General features: G+C 72.8%; 17 protein-coding genes. 9 read left to right on the top strand and 8 right to left on the bottom strand.

Annotation, left to right across the window (positions count from 1 at the left end; translation table 11 throughout):
* Positions 1-21: 21 nt before the first annotated feature.
* The 3 genes from HP550_RS18260 to HP550_RS18250 all read right to left on the bottom strand — a co-directional run bounded on the left by HP550_RS18260 (position 22) and on the right by HP550_RS18250 (position 1693).
* Positions 22-798, bottom strand: a complete 777-nt coding sequence (locus HP550_RS18260) for a putative protein N(5)-glutamine methyltransferase (protein WP_175349098.1) — start codon at positions 796-798, stop codon at positions 22-24.
* A gap of 10 nt (positions 799-808) precedes the next feature.
* On the bottom strand, positions 809-1210 hold the full coding sequence (locus HP550_RS18255; RefSeq protein WP_175349097.1) for a PPOX class F420-dependent oxidoreductase: 402 nt from the start codon (positions 1208-1210) through the stop codon (positions 809-811).
* Positions 1211-1276: 66 nt separating this feature from the next.
* A complete protein-coding gene (locus HP550_RS18250) occupies positions 1277-1693 on the bottom strand; it encodes a DUF5684 domain-containing protein (RefSeq protein WP_175349096.1) in 417 nt (138 codons plus the stop codon).
* A gap of 191 nt (positions 1694-1884) precedes the next feature.
* Between HP550_RS18250 and HP550_RS18245 the strand changes: the two genes are divergently transcribed.
* Together HP550_RS18245 and HP550_RS18240 are read left to right on the top strand one after the other, a co-directional pair.
* Positions 1885-3345: an APC family permease gene (locus tag HP550_RS18245; RefSeq protein ID WP_175349095.1), complete on the top strand. Its 1461-nt coding sequence runs from the start codon at positions 1885-1887 to the stop codon at positions 3343-3345.
* Positions 3342-4262 (top strand): universal stress protein, encoded by a 921-nt coding sequence (locus HP550_RS18240; RefSeq protein WP_175349094.1) that lies wholly within the window; start codon positions 3342-3344, stop codon positions 4260-4262. The genes HP550_RS18245 and HP550_RS18240 overlap by 4 nt, the downstream gene beginning before the upstream one ends.
* 4 nt (positions 4263-4266) lie before the next feature.
* Here HP550_RS18240 and HP550_RS18235 read toward each other — a convergent pair whose 3' ends face one another.
* Entirely contained in the window at positions 4267-5241 is a 975-nt protein-coding gene (locus HP550_RS18235; protein ID WP_175349093.1) for a YegS/Rv2252/BmrU family lipid kinase, read from the bottom strand.
* A gap of 64 nt (positions 5242-5305) precedes the next feature.
* Between HP550_RS18235 and HP550_RS18230 the strand changes: the two genes are divergently transcribed.
* Together HP550_RS18230 and HP550_RS18225 are read left to right on the top strand one after the other, a co-directional pair.
* A complete protein-coding gene (locus HP550_RS18230) occupies positions 5306-5848 on the top strand; it encodes an NUDIX hydrolase (RefSeq protein WP_343048252.1) in 543 nt (180 codons plus the stop codon).
* A gap of 22 nt (positions 5849-5870) precedes the next feature.
* Entirely contained in the window at positions 5871-6482 is a 612-nt protein-coding gene (locus HP550_RS18225) for a LysE family translocator (RefSeq protein WP_175349091.1), read from the top strand.
* A 4-nt stretch (positions 6483-6486) separates the two neighbouring features.
* Here the strand turns inward: HP550_RS18225 and HP550_RS18220 are convergent, their stop codons facing one another.
* The gene (locus HP550_RS18220; protein ID WP_175349090.1) at positions 6487-6819 is read right to left on the bottom strand and encodes a hypothetical protein; all 333 of its coding nucleotides are present in this window, start codon (positions 6817-6819) and stop codon (positions 6487-6489) included.
* 58 nt (positions 6820-6877) lie between these two features.
* On the opposite strand from HP550_RS18220, the gene HP550_RS18215 reads away from it, so the two are divergent.
* The 5 genes from HP550_RS18215 to HP550_RS18195 are packed head-to-tail and all read left to right on the top strand — an operon-like array spanning position 6878 to position 10415.
* Complete coding sequence (locus HP550_RS18215) at positions 6878-7213, top strand: ArsR/SmtB family transcription factor (RefSeq protein ID WP_175349089.1); 336 nt, start codon at positions 6878-6880, stop codon at positions 7211-7213.
* Positions 7210-7665 (top strand): SRPBCC family protein, encoded by a 456-nt coding sequence (locus tag HP550_RS18210; RefSeq protein ID WP_175349088.1) that lies wholly within the window; start codon positions 7210-7212, stop codon positions 7663-7665. The genes HP550_RS18215 and HP550_RS18210 overlap by 4 nt, the downstream gene beginning before the upstream one ends.
* Positions 7662-8072, top strand: a complete 411-nt coding sequence (locus HP550_RS18205) for a DUF6069 family protein (protein WP_210768264.1) — start codon at positions 7662-7664, stop codon at positions 8070-8072. Before HP550_RS18210 ends, HP550_RS18205 begins: the two co-directional genes overlap by 4 nt.
* 38 nt (positions 8073-8110) lie before the next feature.
* Positions 8111-9181 (top strand): GNAT family N-acetyltransferase, encoded by a 1071-nt coding sequence (locus HP550_RS18200; RefSeq protein ID WP_175349087.1) that lies wholly within the window; start codon positions 8111-8113, stop codon positions 9179-9181.
* A gap of 31 nt (positions 9182-9212) precedes the next feature.
* Entirely contained in the window at positions 9213-10415 is a 1203-nt protein-coding gene (locus HP550_RS18195) for an MFS transporter (RefSeq protein WP_175349086.1), read from the top strand.
* Here HP550_RS18195 and HP550_RS18190 read toward each other — a convergent pair whose 3' ends face one another.
* From HP550_RS18190 to HP550_RS18180, 3 genes are all read right to left on the bottom strand, one after another.
* A complete protein-coding gene (locus tag HP550_RS18190) occupies positions 10416-11516 on the bottom strand; it encodes an AI-2E family transporter (RefSeq protein WP_175349085.1) in 1101 nt (366 codons plus the stop codon).
* A 63-nt stretch (positions 11517-11579) separates the two neighbouring features.
* Positions 11580-13709: a bifunctional polysaccharide deacetylase/glycosyltransferase family 2 protein gene (locus HP550_RS18185; protein WP_175349084.1), complete on the bottom strand. Its 2130-nt coding sequence runs from the start codon at positions 13707-13709 to the stop codon at positions 11580-11582.
* A gap of 26 nt (positions 13710-13735) precedes the next feature.
* Positions 13736-14260 carry a hypothetical protein gene (locus tag HP550_RS18180; protein ID WP_175349083.1) on the bottom strand — a complete coding sequence of 175 codons (525 nt, stop codon included), beginning with the start codon at positions 14258-14260 and terminating at the stop codon, positions 13736-13738.
* Positions 14261-14290: the final 30 nt, after the last annotated feature.

Raw genomic sequence — 14290 nt, 5'->3', positions numbered from 1 at the left:
CCATGCCGCAGTCCGGCAGCCCTACGGCAGCGTCCCGACGACCACGGTGGCCTCGGTGTCGTCGTCGACGACCACCCGCGCCACCAGCCCGGCGGCGGTGAACGCGGCCACGGCGGGCGGCACCTGGGCCTCGCTGGACTCCACCAGCAGGTGCCCGCCCGGCGCCAGCCAACGCGGCGCCGCCGCCGCCACGCGGCGCAGCACGTCCAGGCCGTCGGGACCGCCGTCAAGGGTGACCCGGGGCTCGTGCAGCCGGGCCTCGGGCGGCATGAGGCCGATCGCGTCGGTCGGCACGTACGGCACGTTCGCGACGAGCAGCTGGACCCAGCCGCGCAGCGACGCCGGCAGCGGCTGGTCCAGGTCCCCCTCGAACACCTGCCCCCCGACCGCCCCCACGTTCCGGCGCGCGCAGCGGACCGCCGCGGGCTCCACGTCGGCCGCGTAGAGCTCGACCGACCCGAGCTCGTGCGCGAGCGCCACCCCCAGCGCCCCAGAGCCGCAGCAGAGGTCCAGCACCACGACCGGCTCGGTGGTCCGCGGAGCCAGCCGTGCGGCCTCCCGGACCAGCAGCTCGGTGCGGCGACGCGGCACGAACACCCCGGGGTCGATCTCGATGCGCAGCCCACAGAACTGCGCCCACCCGACGACGACCTCGAGCGGCTGCCCGGCGACCCGACGCGCGACCAGCGCCTCCAGGTCGTCGGACCCCGCCTCGAGCAGGATCGCCGCCTCGTCCTCGGCGAACACGCAGCCGGCGGCGCGCAGCGTGGCGGTGATCTGCTGGTGGGTCAGGGGCACGGCGGGCAGGCTACGCCCGCGCTCCGGCCTGCGTGATGCGCAGGATCACGCGGTTGTCGTCGCCCTTGCGGCCCAGCTTCTCGATCCCCATCATCACGCGGTACTCGAGGCCGTACTTCTCGACCATCACCTCGTTGCACCGCTCACGCGCGGCGTCGTCGTCGAGGATCGCGCCGACGCCGGTCACCGTGGGGGCGTCGTCGTCGACGTTCCCGAAGCGGCTGCTCGGCGTCATCTCGACGCGGGGGTCACGCCCGAGCCGCTTGACCTTGCCGCTGCCCCGCGGGGTGGTCACCAGCAGGGCGTCGCCGTCGCGGCCCACCCACACGGTCGTCGGCACCCCGACACCGGACTTGCGGAACGTGGTCAGGGAGATGAACCCCTCGTCGGCGAGGGCGTCGAAAGTCGTCATGCGCGATGGTCACCCACGCACGAGGCGGCCGCACCCCGTGGGGTACGGCCGCCTCGGAGGGACGGGTCAGGCGGTGGCGTAGCCGACCGGTGCAGCGGCGTCCGCGCCCCGGTACGCGCTCGAGTCGTAGCTGAGGATGTAGAGGAAGATGACGGGCAGGAAGAACAGGCCGACCGTGAAGCCAGCCCCGTGACCGAACGAGGTCGACAGCGCCTGCCAGATCAGGACGAGGACCACGATGTTCACGAGCGGGATGAAGAGCAGGACGAACCACCACAGCGGCTTGCCCACGACCTTGAGCAGGACGATCGTGTTCCAGAACGGGACGAACGCCTGCCAGGTGGGCTCGCCGGCCTTCTTGAAGATCCCGTAGACCGAGAAGGCGCCGATCAGGTAGCCGACGAGGCTGCTGAAGACGATGGGGATCGGGTTGACCTCGGCGGTCGTGGTGGCCACCTCGGTGGCGAGTGTTGTGATGAGCATGCGCGGACAGTAGCGACAAACTCGCGCCCGCGTGCCCGAAACCACGCACCGTCTCATCGCGGGTTCTGGGAGCCGCCGGTGTGCTATCTGGACGCGTTCCACTAGCCTTGCCGCCGACCCGTCCTGCTCCTACCGTGGCGGGACACACGGCGACGGCCCGGGCAGGTGGGCCCCCTCAGAGAGGCCCGCCCATGACGGTTCCGCAGGTGTCCCTGAGGTCGCAGATCTGGCGCAGGAAGCCGATCACCGCCGCGTCCACGAAGTCGAGCGAGGGTCTGGAGCGCTCGCTCGGCACGTTCACGCTGATGATGTTCGGCGTCGGCGCGACCGTGGGCACCGGTGTCTTCTTCGTCATGCACGAGGCGGTGCCCGACGCCGGTCCCGCCGTGGTGATCTCGTTCCTGCTCGCGGGCCTGGCCGCCGGGCTGTCGGCGCTGTCCTACGCGGAGATGGCGTCGGCGGTGCCGGTCTCGGGCTCCACGTACTCCTACGCGTACGCCACGCTCGGCGAGGTGGTCGCGATGGGGGTCGCGGCCTGCCTGCTCCTCGAGTACGGCGTGTCCACGGCGGCCGTGGCGGTCGGCTGGAGCGGCTACCTGAACCAGCTGCTGCACAACCTGATCGGCTGGGAGATCCCGACGGCGCTGTCCGCCGCGCCGTGGGACGCCGACCCGGGCCTGATCAACCTGCCGGCTCTGATCCTGGTCGCCCTGTGCGCGGTCCTGCTGATCCGGGGCGCGTCCGAGTCCGCCAGGATCAACGCCGCGATGGTCATCATCAAGCTGGCGGTGCTGCTGCTCTTCGTGGCGGTCGCCTTCACCGGGTTCAACGCCGACAACTTCGCGGACTTCGCCCCCATGGGCGTCACGGGGATCACGGCAGCCGCCGGCACGATCTTCTTCACGTTCATCGGTCTCGACGCCATCTCCACCGCGGGCGACGAGGTGCGCGACCCGCAGAAGACCATGCCGCGCGCGATCCTCGGCGCGCTGGCGATCGTCACCACCATCTACGTCCTGGTGGCCGTGTCCGCCCTCGGCACGCAGCCCTGGGAGGCGTTCAGCGACACCGAGCAGGGCGAGGCCGGTCTGGCCAAGATCCTGGAGGACGTCGTCGGTGCCACCTGGCCGGGCACGATCCTGTCCGCCGGTGCGGTCATCTCGATCTTCTCGGTGACCCTGGTGACGATGTACGGGCAGACGCGCATCCTGTTCGCCATCGGTCGCGACGGCCTGCTGCCCAAGTCGTTCTCCCGCGTCAACCCGCGCACGCACACCCCGGTGAACAACACGGTCATCGTCGCGATCGTCGTCGGGCTGCTGGCCGCGTTCATCCCGCTCGACTACCTGTGGGACCTGGTGTCCATCGGCACCCTGATCGCGTTCATCGTGGTCTCGGTCGGCGTCATCATCCTGCGTCGCACCCGCCCCGACCTGCCCCGCGGGTTCAAGGTCCCCGGCTACCCGGTCACCCCGGTGCTCGCCGTGCTGGCCTGCCTCTACATCCTGTCCGGGCTGCACTGGTACACGTACGCGTGGTTCCTGCTGTGGCTCTCCGTGGTGCTCGCGTTCTACTTCCTGTGGGGCCGCAAGCACTCGGTGCTCCAGCGCGCGGCCGAGGCCGGGATCCTGGACGACGAGGAGGTCCGATGACGATCGTCGTCGGCGCCAACCCCTTCGGGGACTCGCACGCCGCGATCGACCTCGGTGTCACGCTGGCCCGCACGCTGCCGGAGGCGACAGGCCCGGACGTGCTGGTGATCGCGACCGTCGTCCCGCCCGGCTGGACCGTGCCGTCGATGGCGCGGGTCGACGGCGAGATGCAGGAGTGGGTCCAGGCCCGGGCCGACGAGGCGGAGGCCGCGGTGCTCAACTTCCTCGACGGCCGCGCCGACGACCTGACCATCGAGTTCGTCCGCCTGCACGACCGCTCGACGCCGCGGGCGCTCGCCGCCCTGGCCGAGGAGCGGGACGCGACCGCCCTGGTGCTCGGCTCGTCGCCCGCCGGTGCACCGGGCCGCGTGGTGATCGGGTCCACCGCCGACTACCTGCTGCACTCGTCCCCGGTCCCGCTCGCCATCGCGCCGCACTCCTACCGGTGCCCGCCCAGCCCGGCCGACGTGGCCGCGCACCGGCTCACCTGCTCGTTCAGCGGCACCGACCTCGCCTCCGCGGCCGTCCGGTGGGCGGCCCGGCTCACGCGCGAGATCGACGTCCGGCTGCGGATCGCCACGTTCGGCGTCCGGTCGCCGACCATGTACCCGCCCGAGGTCGGCACCGCCATCGAGGCGGAGGTGAACGAGCAGTGGCGCGCGCAGATGGCCGACGCGCAGCACGCCCTCCAGGCCCGGCTCGGCGGCGAGCTGGACGACGACGTCGAGCTGGTCGTCGCGTCCGGCAGCAGCTGGTGGGAGGCGCTCACGTCCGTCGACTGGATGCCGAACGAGCTGCTGATCCTCGGCTCGTCGAGCGCGGGCGCGCTGCGCCGCGTGTTCCTGGGCACCAACGCGACGCGCATCATCCGGCACGCGCCCGTGCCCGTGCTGGTGGTGCCGCGCGACGAGCTGTGACTGATCAGTCGGCGGCCGGGGCACCCTCGGTCAGGTCCTCGGACGTGTCCGGCTGGTAGACGCACACCCACAGGGTGTCCGGGCGGACGGTGACCTCGAGGGTGGCCGACGGCTCGATCACGTCGCCGTCCAGCTGACGGGGCTGCGGGCGGTCGCTGGTGATGGTGATCCGCGAGCCGCGCAGCACCTCCATGTTGGGCACCTTGTTGCGGCCCGGGCGCAGCACACCGAACGCGGTCTGGATCCAGTGGCCCAGGTTCTTCGGCGCCAGGACGGCGACATCCATCTGGCCGTTGTCCGGCTCGGCGTCAGGCAGCAGGTTCACGCCGCCCTGGAGCCGGCCGACGTTGCCGACGAGCACCGTGCGCGCGCGGCGGCGCAGGACGGGGTAGTCGTCGACCTGGATCTCGACCTTCATCTCGGCGTCGTTGAGGTGCTTGAGCGCCGAGTACACGTACGCCACGGACCCGAGCACGGCCTTGAGCTTGGTGGGGGCGTCGTCGACCATCGCCGCGTCCAGGCCCATGCCGGCCATGACCGCGAACGTCTGGCCCTCGACCTCGCCCAGGTCGACCAGGCGGCGGCCCCGGTCCAGGGCCAGCTGCACGCCCTCGATCGTGTTGGTCGGGATGCCGAGGTTCGTCGCGAGCAGGTTGCCCGTGCCGCCCGGCAGGATCGCGAGCGCGGCCTCGGTGCCGGCCAGCCCGTCGATGCACGCGCGCACGGTCCCGTCACCGCCGGCGACGAACACCACGTCGGCTCCGTCGGCCACCGCCTGCTCGGCCTGGCCGGTGCCCGGGTCCTCCGCGGTGGTCTCCAGCCACGCCGGCTCGGGCCAGCCCGCCTCGGCCAGCTGCTCCCGGATGCCGGCGCGGAGCTCGTCGAGACCTTCGACCCGGTTGGGGTTGACGATGACCGCCGACCGCAGCGGGGCGTGGTCGAGGCGTTGCTCGGCGGGCGTCTCGTGGGGGATCGTCACGTCGGCGAGTATGAGCCCGGCTCCGCCGACCGGCCACTCGGAACGGGCACCGTACGCTGCCGCGGTGATCACCGACGTGCTCGATGCCTGGACCCCCCACGACCCCGCGCAGGCCGGGCTGCTCGAGGAGTACCGCGCGTTCGTCGCCGCGTCGGGGCCGGCCGCGATCGACCGGTCGCTGGCCCCCGAGCACCTCACGGCGAGCTGCTTCGTCCTCACGCCGGACCTGTCGAGCGTGCTGCTCTGCTTCCACCGCAAGGGGCAGTTCTGGGTGCAGCTGGGTGGCCACCTGGAGCCCGGTGACACCTCGTTGGCCGACGCCGCCCACCGGGAGGCCCGTGAGGAGGGCGGCATCGTCGACCTGCTCCCCGGCGGTCCTCTGCCCGCCGACGTGCACCGCCACGAACTGTCCGCCGCCTTCGGTCGGTGCCGCGTGCACTGGGACGTCGGGTTCGTCGCCTACGCGCCCGCCGGCGCGGTGCCCGTCGTCAGTGACGAGAGCGAGCAGGTGGCGTGGTTCGCGGTCGACGCGCTCCCGACCGGCACGCCCGAGGACTTCGCGGTCCGCCTGCGGACGGTGCTCGACGAGGTCCTGGCCACCCGGTAGCACGCGGGGCAGACTGCTGGCCATGACCGTGGCCTTCCTGCTCACCACCCTGGTCATCGTCGCGACCCCGGGCACGGGCGTCATCTACACGTTGAGCGCCGGCCTCTCGCGCGGCACGCGCGCCAGCCTGGTGGCCGCCTTCGGGTGCACGCTCGGCATCATGCCGCACGTCGTCGCCGCGATGACCGGGCTCGCCGCGGTGCTCAACACCAGCGCGGTCGCGTTCCAGACGCTCAAGCTCCTGGGCGTCGCCTACCTGCTCTACATGGCTGTGCGCATGTGGCGGGACCGGTCGGAGATCGTCGTCAGCGGGCAGACCGAGCCGCTGTCCGCGGGCCGCGTCATCTGGTCCGCGGTGCTGCTGAACGTGCTCAACCCGAAGCTGACGATCTTCTTTTTCGCGTTCCTGCCGCAGTTCGTGCGTCCCGACGAGCCGGGTGCGCTCCTGCACATGGTCGCGCTGAGCGGGGTGTTCATGGCGATGACGTTCGTCGTGTTCGGGATCTACGGCGCGTGCGCGGCCGCCGTGCGCTCGCAGGTGGTCTCCCGGCCGCGCGTGGTCCTGTGGATGCGACGGACCTTCGCGGGCGCGTTCGTCGCCCTCGGCGCCAGGCTGGCCCTGACCGACCGGTGACGGGCTAGGCGTCGACCGGCTCGACGGTCCCGACCTGGACGCTCCCGCCGGTCATCGCGTCGGAGAGGCAGTCGAGCACGCGCTGCACGTCTGCCTCGGTGGCTCCCGTCGCGAACACGGCCGTCACGGTCGACTGCCAGGTCGTCGGGCTGGTCAGCGCGGGATCGTCGAGGCACGAGGCCCAGTCGCCCTCCGGCTCGGTGAGCTGGACCGCCCACGGTCCGTCGTCGGGGATCCCGGTCGGTCGCGTCCCGAGCCCGGCCAGGGCGGACAGCGCCAGCGCCAGCGCGAGCACCAGGGCCGCGACGACGCCGACCTTCCCTCTGATCGCTCGCACCCCACGATCCTACGGCCCGTCATTGCACCATTCGGTTCAGTGTCCTATGGTGAACCACATGGTTCAGCATGACACGCTCGACCGGATCTACTCGGCCCTGGCGGACTCGACCCGGCGCGACATCCTCACGCGACTCGGAGAGGGCCCCGCCAGCATCGGGGAGCTCGCCGGGCCGCACGGCATGACCCTCACCGGCATGACCAAGCACGTCCGGGTCCTGGAGGACGCCGGACTGGTCCGCACCGAGAAGGTCGGCCGCTCGCGGCAGTGCCGGCTCGGCGAGGAGCGACTGGACGACGCCATGGCGTGGATCTCCTTCTACCAGCGGCTCTGGGAGCGTCGGCTCGACGGTCTCGAGGCCTACTTCACACTCCAGAGAGGCACCGACTCATGACCACCACCGACACCCTCGAGCTGCGCATGACGCGCGTCCTGCCGGCCACCCCGGAGCAGGTGTTCGACGCGTACACCGACGCGGAGAAGCAGAAGATCTGGTTCTCGATCCTCGACGAGACGCCTGGGATCGTGGAGATCACCGTCGACCTCCGCGTCGGCGGCCAGCAGACCGCCGTCTGGGGGCCGGACCGCGACACCCTCTTCCACGAGACCCAGACGTTCCTGGTCATCGACCGCCCGCACCGGCTGGTCACCGAGTCGTCCGGCGGCGGCCCGGACGGCTCGTCCATGACCACGCGCGTCGACATCACGTTCGAAGCGGTCGAGGGCGGCACCCTCATGACCATCGTGCAGAGCGGCTTCCCGGCGGTGGAGGTGCGTGACTTCTTCGGGCAGGAGGTCTGGGTCGGGGCGCTCGACCGCATCGAGGCGTTCCTGGTGCGGCAGTGACCGCCACCGCCACGCCGGTGCGCACGCGGCCGGCCACGCTCGTCGTGGTCGGAGCGGTCCTCGTCGCCGTCGTCGTCAACCTGGCGATCTACGGGATCGGGCGTGCGGCGGGGGCGGACTACGAGTTCACGGCGGCGGGCGGGTCGCCGTCGGCGGTCGACGCGCTGACCGTCGCGGGGTTCACCGCGGTGCCGCTGCTCGTCGGCCTCACCGTGGCCGCCCTGCTCCGGCGCTGGTCGTGGGTGATCCCCACCGCGCTCGTCGTCGCCCCCGTGCTCGCCGTCGGGACGATCCTCGTGATGACCGTCCCCGCGGACTTCGACACCGCGAGCACCGTCGCGCTCGCCTGCTGCCACCTGGCGCTCGTGCCCACCTCGGTGCTCGCCCTGCGCGCCCTGCGCGATTGACGTTGCCGCACCGCGGGGACGGGCACGAGGCTGGTCGGATGATCGACCTCGTGCACGTCCCCGCGGACCCCGCCCACCCCGACGCCTGGACCGTCGAGGGGACGGTGCACGTCAGTGATGCCGTCGACCTGGCCATCCACGGCTCGACGGACTTCGCCGTCGACGTGCCGACCACCCGCGCCACGCTCAGCGAGCCGCACCGCAAGGTCCACCGCCTCGTCGCGGTCCCGCGCGGCTCGCGGGAGCCGCGGACCGTCGTCGGACGGGCGATCATCGGCCTCCCCCTGGTCGGCAACGCGCACGTCGCCGTCGTCTACGTCGCCGTGCACCCCGACTGGAGACGACGCGGCATCGGCTCGACGCTCTGGGACGCGGGGCTCGCGATCGCCCGCGACGCAGGCCGCCGGGTCGTCATCTCCGACTCCAGCTACGCGCCCGAGCCCCCGCCGGGGCCGGACGCCCTCGAGTCCCCGACCGGCAGCGGACGCATCCCGCTCCACGACGACGCCACCCGGTTCGCGCTCGCCCGCGGGTTCACGCTCGAGCAGGTGGTCCGGCACTCCGTGCTCGACCTCCCGGTCGCCGAGTCGGTGCTGGGCCCGCTGCGGCGCGATCCCGGACCCGACTACCGCGTCCACACCATGCGGGACGAGTACGCCGCCGAGTGGCTCGACCAGCTGGCCGTGCTCAAGACCCGGATGAGCACCGACGCCCCGTCGGCCGGCCTCGACCTGACCGAGGACCCGTGGGACGCCGACCGCGTCGTCGCGAACGCCGCCGACATGCGCTCGCGCGGGCAGGGGTTCCTCGTGGCGGTCGTCGAGCACGTGCCCACCCGGACGCTCGCCGCGTTCTCGATGGTCGAGTACCCGCTGGACAAGCCGGCCGTGGTGTTCCAGGGCGACACCCTGGTGCTGCGCGAGCACCGCGGGAACGGCCTCGGGATGCTGGCCAAGATCGCCGTGCTCGACGCGCTCCCGGGCGTCCGGCCCGCCGCCGAGCGCATCCACACCTGGAACGCGCAGGAGAACGCGCACATGCTCGCGATCAACGTGGCGCTCGGGTTCCGGCAGGCCAGCGTCGACGCGGAGTGGCAGCGGGCGCTGTGAGCCTGTCGGGGGCGCGTGCGAGCATGCGCGGGTGACCGGCACCGCGCAGAGCACAGGGCGTCCCGGGTCGGTCCGTGAGGCGGCCGGGGGCCTCGGCGCGCTCACGCTCGCGACCTTCGTCGCGATCACCACGGAGCTGGTTCCCGTCGGGCTGCTCCCGCAGATCAGCTCCGACCTGGAGGTGACCGAGTCCATCGCCGGGCTGCTGGTCACCGTGTACGCGCTCATGGTCGCCGTGCTGGCGATCCCGCTGACCCTGGGCACCCGCCGCCTGCCGCGCAAGGGGCTGCTGCTGTGCACGCTCGTCGCCTACACGGTCAGCAACGCGCTCGTCGGGATCGCGCCGTCGTTCGGGCTGGTCGCCGCGGGGCGCGCGGTCGGCGGGATCGCGCACGCGCTGTTCTTCTCGCTGAGCATCGGGTACGCGTCGCGGCTCGTCCTGCCGCAGGTCACCGGTCGGGCGCTCGCCCTGGTCACCGCGGGGGCGTCCGCCGGGCTCGTGCTCGGCGTCCCGCTGTCCACCGCGCTGGGTATCGCCATCGGCTGGCGCAACGGGTTCCTCGTCCTCGCCGCGGGGTGCGCGCTGGCGACGCTGCTGGTGGCGCTGCTGCTCCCGCCCGTCTCCGCCGCCGACGACGCCCGCCACCCCGAGCACACCCGTACCGACCGCCGGACCCGGCTCGGGGCCGTGTCCGCGGCGAACACGCTCACCTACCTCGCGCAGTACACCGTCTACACCTACGTGTCGGTGATCCTGCTGGCGACCGGGCTGAGCGAGACCGCCGTCGGTCCGGTGCTCCTCGGGCTCGGCGCGGTGGGACTGGTCGGCACCGCGTACGCCGCACTGTCCCTCGACCGGAACCCCCGGCGCGGGACCCTGGTGGTGCACGCGGTCATGGCGCTCGCGCTGCTGGCGCTCGGGCTCGTGTTCCCGTCGCGCGTCGGGGTGCTGGTCGCGGCGGCCGTGTGGTCCGGCGCGTTCGGCGCGATGGCGTCCGTGTTCCAGGCCGCCGCCATCCGCACGCGCGGTGGCTCCCCCGACGTGATCGGCGCGCTCGTGAACGCGACGGCGAACATCGGCATCGGCGGCGGCGCGGCGCTCGGCGCGCTCGTGCTCGTCGGGCCCGGCCTCGGCGCCCTGCCCTACGCCGGCGCCGGGCTGGTGGCGGTCAGCCTGGTGGTGATCGCGGTGGCGCGACGCGCGTTCCCCGCGGGGATCGAGAGCGACGAGTAGTCAGCCCGCAGCCGGCTCGTCGACGTCGGCCTCGGCGTCCGGCGCCGGCGGCAGCTCCTTCGCCTTCGGCAGGTCCTCCCCCGACAGCCACGAGTACCACGCGGTCGCCGGCCCGCCCTGGAGCAGCACCGCGCGCGTCAGCAGGGTGAGCGGCACCGCGAGGATGGCACCCAGCGGCCCGATGACGAACGTCCAGAAGATGACCGACACGAAGCTGAGCGTGAGCGTGATGTTCACGGCGTCGGAGACGAACTTCGGCTGCACCAGCACCTGGAGCACCACGTTGACCACGCTGTAGACGGCGACCACCGCGAGCGCCAGCGGCCAGCCGCCCACCACCAGGGCGAGCAGCGTGGGCGGGACGACGCCGATGACGAAGCCGACGTTCGGGATGAAGTTGGTGACGAACGCCAGGATCGCCCACACCGCCGGCGCGGGGACGCCGAGCGCCCACAGGGCGACCCCGTCGATGATCGCGACGACGGCACCGAACGAGGCGCTGACCACGAAGTAGCGGCGGACCCCGATGTTGAAGGTGGTGGCGCGGCCGAGCACGTTGCCCTGCGTCGCCCCGAAGTGGTCGTCGGCCCCGTCGTACCGCGCGGCGTCGACCGAGATGAAGATGACGTAGGTGACCACGACGAAGAGGGTCGTGAGGATGCCCATCACCGCACCGCCCAGAGACGCGGCCACGCCCACCAGCTGCGACGGCTGCAGGGCGTCCCGGATCGAGTCGATCGAGCTCTGGTCCACCCCGAGCGACGCGAGCCACGCGGTGACGTCCGTGATCGACGACTGCAGCTCGTTCAGGTAGTCCTGGACCAGCCCGCCGAACTGGATGCCGGCGAACGTCAGCATGGCGATCAGGGCGAGCAGGATCAGGTAGACGACGAGGATGACGACGGTCGTCGCGGCGGCGCGCGGCCAGCCCCGGCGCTCCAGGGGGTGCCGGAGCGGGTGCACGATGATCACGAGCACGGCAGCGAGGAACAGCGGGGCGAGCACCTCGCGCGCCGCGTGCATCCCGGCGAGCACCACGACGGCGGCCGAGAGGAACAGGAGTGTCCGGGTCGAGGGCGCGAGGCCCTGGGGCGATGCCATGGGCGCGTGCTCCTTCGAGGGTCTCACCGAGCAGGTGCTCGCAAGATACAAGGCATCGGGCCGTCAGGCAGGGACGACGACGTCCCCGGACCGGTGCAGCTTGTGCCAGGGCAGCCGCGCACCGGCGACCGCGCTGGCGATCGACTGGATGACGACGAGGTAGATGAGCTGTCGGTAGAACACCTGCTGGAGCGGGAGGCTCCACAGCGGCCGGAGGCGCTCTCCGTCCAGGTGCAGGGCGTACGCGGTCACCGCCGTCTGGAGCAGGGCGAAGGCGAGCCAGATCGTGAGCACCGACTGCGCGTTGCCCGTGAACAGCCCGTAGAGCGCGAACAGGTCGATGGCCGGCGCCAGCAGCGGCAGGAGCACCTGGAACAGGAGCATGTACGGGATGCCGATCAGCCCGAGCCGGCGACCGCTGCCTCCGCGGTCGAGGACGGCGTGGCGGTGCTTCCAGAGGCACTGCATGGTGCCGTAGCTCCACCGGTACCGCTGGCGCCAGAGGTCGTTGACGCTGCTCGGCGCCTCGGTCCACGCGCGCGCCCGCTCCTCGTGCACCACCCGGTAGCCCGCCCGCAGGACGCCCATGGTGATGTCCGTGTCCTCGGCCAGCGTCTCGGAGCTCAGGCCGCCCGCCGCCTCGACGGCCTGCCGGCGGAACGCACCCGCCGCGCCGGGCACGGTGGTGATGCACCCCCACAGGTCCTGCAGGCGGCGGTCCAGGTTGAACCCGCTCACGTACTCCAGGTGCTGCCAGCGCCCGAGCAGACCCCGGCGGTTGCCGACCTTCGTGTTGCCGCTGACGGCGCCGACCTCCGGGTCGCGCAGGGGCTGGATCAGCAGCCGGATGGTGTCGGGCTCGAACACGGTGTCGCCGTCGAGCATCACCAGCACGTCGTGCGACGCCACCCGGGTGCCGGTGCGCAGCGCGGCCGCCTTGCCGCCGTTGGCCTGGCGCACGAGACGCACCCCCGGCAGCCCGAGGCGTTCGACCACGTCGGCGGTGCCGTCGGTCGACCCGTCATCGATGACGACGACCTCCAGGTCCGGGTGGTCGCCGGCGACGAGCGACCGCACGGCGCGTTCGATGCCGACCGCCTCGTTGTACGCGGGCACGAGCACGCTCACGGGGGGCAGCCACGGCTCGCCGGCCACCCGCCGCGCCGACACCCGGACGTGGTGCGGGGCCAGCGCGACGACCAGCACCGTCCGCAGGAGCGACAGCAGGCCGAACCCGAGCACCGCCCAGCTCACGGCGGTGACCAGCCACGAGGACGCATGGACGGCGAACTCCAGGACGTGCCCCTGGAACGCGGGGACGGCCGCGGCGGGCCGGGACGCGCCACCCGTCAGACCGATGCCCTCGGACACCGTGGTGAACCGGTAGCCGGCGGCCCGGTAGCTCTCGATCAGCGCGGGCAGCGCCGCGATCGTCTCCGACCGGTCACCCCCGCCGTCGTGCAGCAGGACGATGTGCCCGTCGGTGCCGGTGGGCCCGCCGTTCGCGACGATCTGCTCGACCCCGGGGCTGCTCCAGTCCTTGGTGTCCCGGTCGGCCAGCACCACCAGGTAGCCGGCGTCGGTGGCACTCGTCGCGGCCGAGAGCTCGGCGGCGTCGAGGGTGCCGGGCGACGACGAGTACGGCGGACGCAGCAGCGACGTGCTCAGACCCGTGCTGCCCGCCAGGCCGAGCTGGCCCAGCGAGAGCTCGAGGTTCCGGCGCCAGCCCGGGACGGCCGACAGGTCGGCGTGCGACCACGTGTGCTCCCCGATCTCGTGCCCGTCCGCCAGCACCTCACGCACGAGCGCCGGGTCCTCGACGGCCCGGGCGCCCACGACGAAGAAGGTCGCGGGGACGTCCTCCCTGGCCAGCACCTCGAGGACCTGCGGCGTCCATCGCGCGTCCGGACCGTCGTCGAACGTGAGCGCGACCGTCCGGTCCTGCATCGGCACGCCCACCAGCCGGCCACGGTCCTGCACCAGGACCGGACCCCCGGTCGGCGCGTCGGCGGCGACGCGCTCCCTCGGCTCGACGGTCCCGGCCCCGCCGACGCCGGACGAGAGCGTCTGGAGCCCGAGCGCCAGGAGCAGCGCGGAGAGCACCGCGACGAGCAGGAACCAGTGCGCCAGCGCGGGGCGCCGCGCGACGTACTCCACGTGCGCGCCGCGCCGACGCGTGGGCACAGCTGCCATGCCGACCATCTCGTCCAGCACGGTGCTCAGCCCTTGGTCGGGCGCGGGGTCGGGACGGCCGCGTGCGTCGACGCCGGAACGGGCTTGGCGGTCGGGTCGTTGCCCGGCGCGTCGGCCGACTGCCCGGGCGCCTCCGCGGAGCGGCCCGGCGCGGCCGTCGGGGTGGGCGTCGCGACGGGGACCTCCACGACCGCGGGTGCCGGCTCGGTCGTCGCTGCCGGCACGGTCGCCTGCGTCGGTGACACGCGCGCCGCGGGCGTGGTGCTCGGCGTCGTCGAGGGAGTGGCCGACGGGGTGGTCAGCGGTGCGAGCGGTGCACTGTCCGAACCGGGGTCCGCGAGCGCAGGAGCCACCGGACCGGGCAGCAGCGGGCCCAGGCCGGGGACGGCGAGCCGGCTCATGCCGACCGGGAGCACGAGGGCGACGACGACGAGCGCGCAGTAGAGCCCCACGAGGAGACCGAGGGTCCACATGACCCGCCGGACCGTGCGGCCCCGGCGCCCGGAAGGGTCGACGAAGACCGCTCGCGGGGTGCCCGACAGACCGCTCATCCTCGTCCTCTCGTCGTGGGACAACGGACG

This window comes from Cellulomonas humilata (assembly GCF_013359775.1).
In the GTDB taxonomy this organism is placed as follows: domain Bacteria; phylum Actinomycetota; class Actinomycetes; order Actinomycetales; family Cellulomonadaceae; genus Cellulomonas; species Cellulomonas humilata.
This window is presented reverse-complemented; position numbering and strand designations above follow the sequence as displayed.

Bases quoted from the DNA above. Each gene is read 5' to 3' on its own strand.
- HP550_RS18210 (WP_175349088.1), top strand. From the start codon at position 7,210: ATGACCACCACCGACACCCTCGAGCTGCGCATGACGCGCGTCCTGCCG.
- HP550_RS18200 (WP_175349087.1), top strand. From the start codon at position 8,111: ATGATCGACCTCGTGCACGTCCCCGCGGACCCCGCCCACCCCGACGCC.
- HP550_RS18180 (WP_175349083.1), bottom strand. From the start codon at position 14,260: ATGAGCGGTCTGTCGGGCACCCCGCGAGCGGTCTTCGTCGACCCTTCC.
- HP550_RS18250 (WP_175349096.1), bottom strand. From the start codon at position 1,693: ATGCTCATCACAACACTCGCCACCGAGGTGGCCACCACGACCGCCGAG.
- HP550_RS18190 (WP_175349085.1), bottom strand. From the start codon at position 11,516: ATGGCATCGCCCCAGGGCCTCGCGCCCTCGACCCGGACACTCCTGTTC.
- HP550_RS18225 (WP_175349091.1), top strand. From the start codon at position 5,871: ATGACCGTGGCCTTCCTGCTCACCACCCTGGTCATCGTCGCGACCCCG.
- HP550_RS18185 (WP_175349084.1), bottom strand. From the start codon at position 13,709: ATGGCAGCTGTGCCCACGCGTCGGCGCGGCGCGCACGTGGAGTACGTC.
- HP550_RS18240 (WP_175349094.1), top strand. From the start codon at position 3,342: ATGACGATCGTCGTCGGCGCCAACCCCTTCGGGGACTCGCACGCCGCG.
- HP550_RS18255 (WP_175349097.1), bottom strand. From the start codon at position 1,210: ATGACGACTTTCGACGCCCTCGCCGACGAGGGGTTCATCTCCCTGACC.
- HP550_RS18215 (WP_175349089.1), top strand. From the start codon at position 6,878: ATGGTTCAGCATGACACGCTCGACCGGATCTACTCGGCCCTGGCGGAC.
- HP550_RS18245 (WP_175349095.1), top strand. From the start codon at position 1,885: ATGACGGTTCCGCAGGTGTCCCTGAGGTCGCAGATCTGGCGCAGGAAG.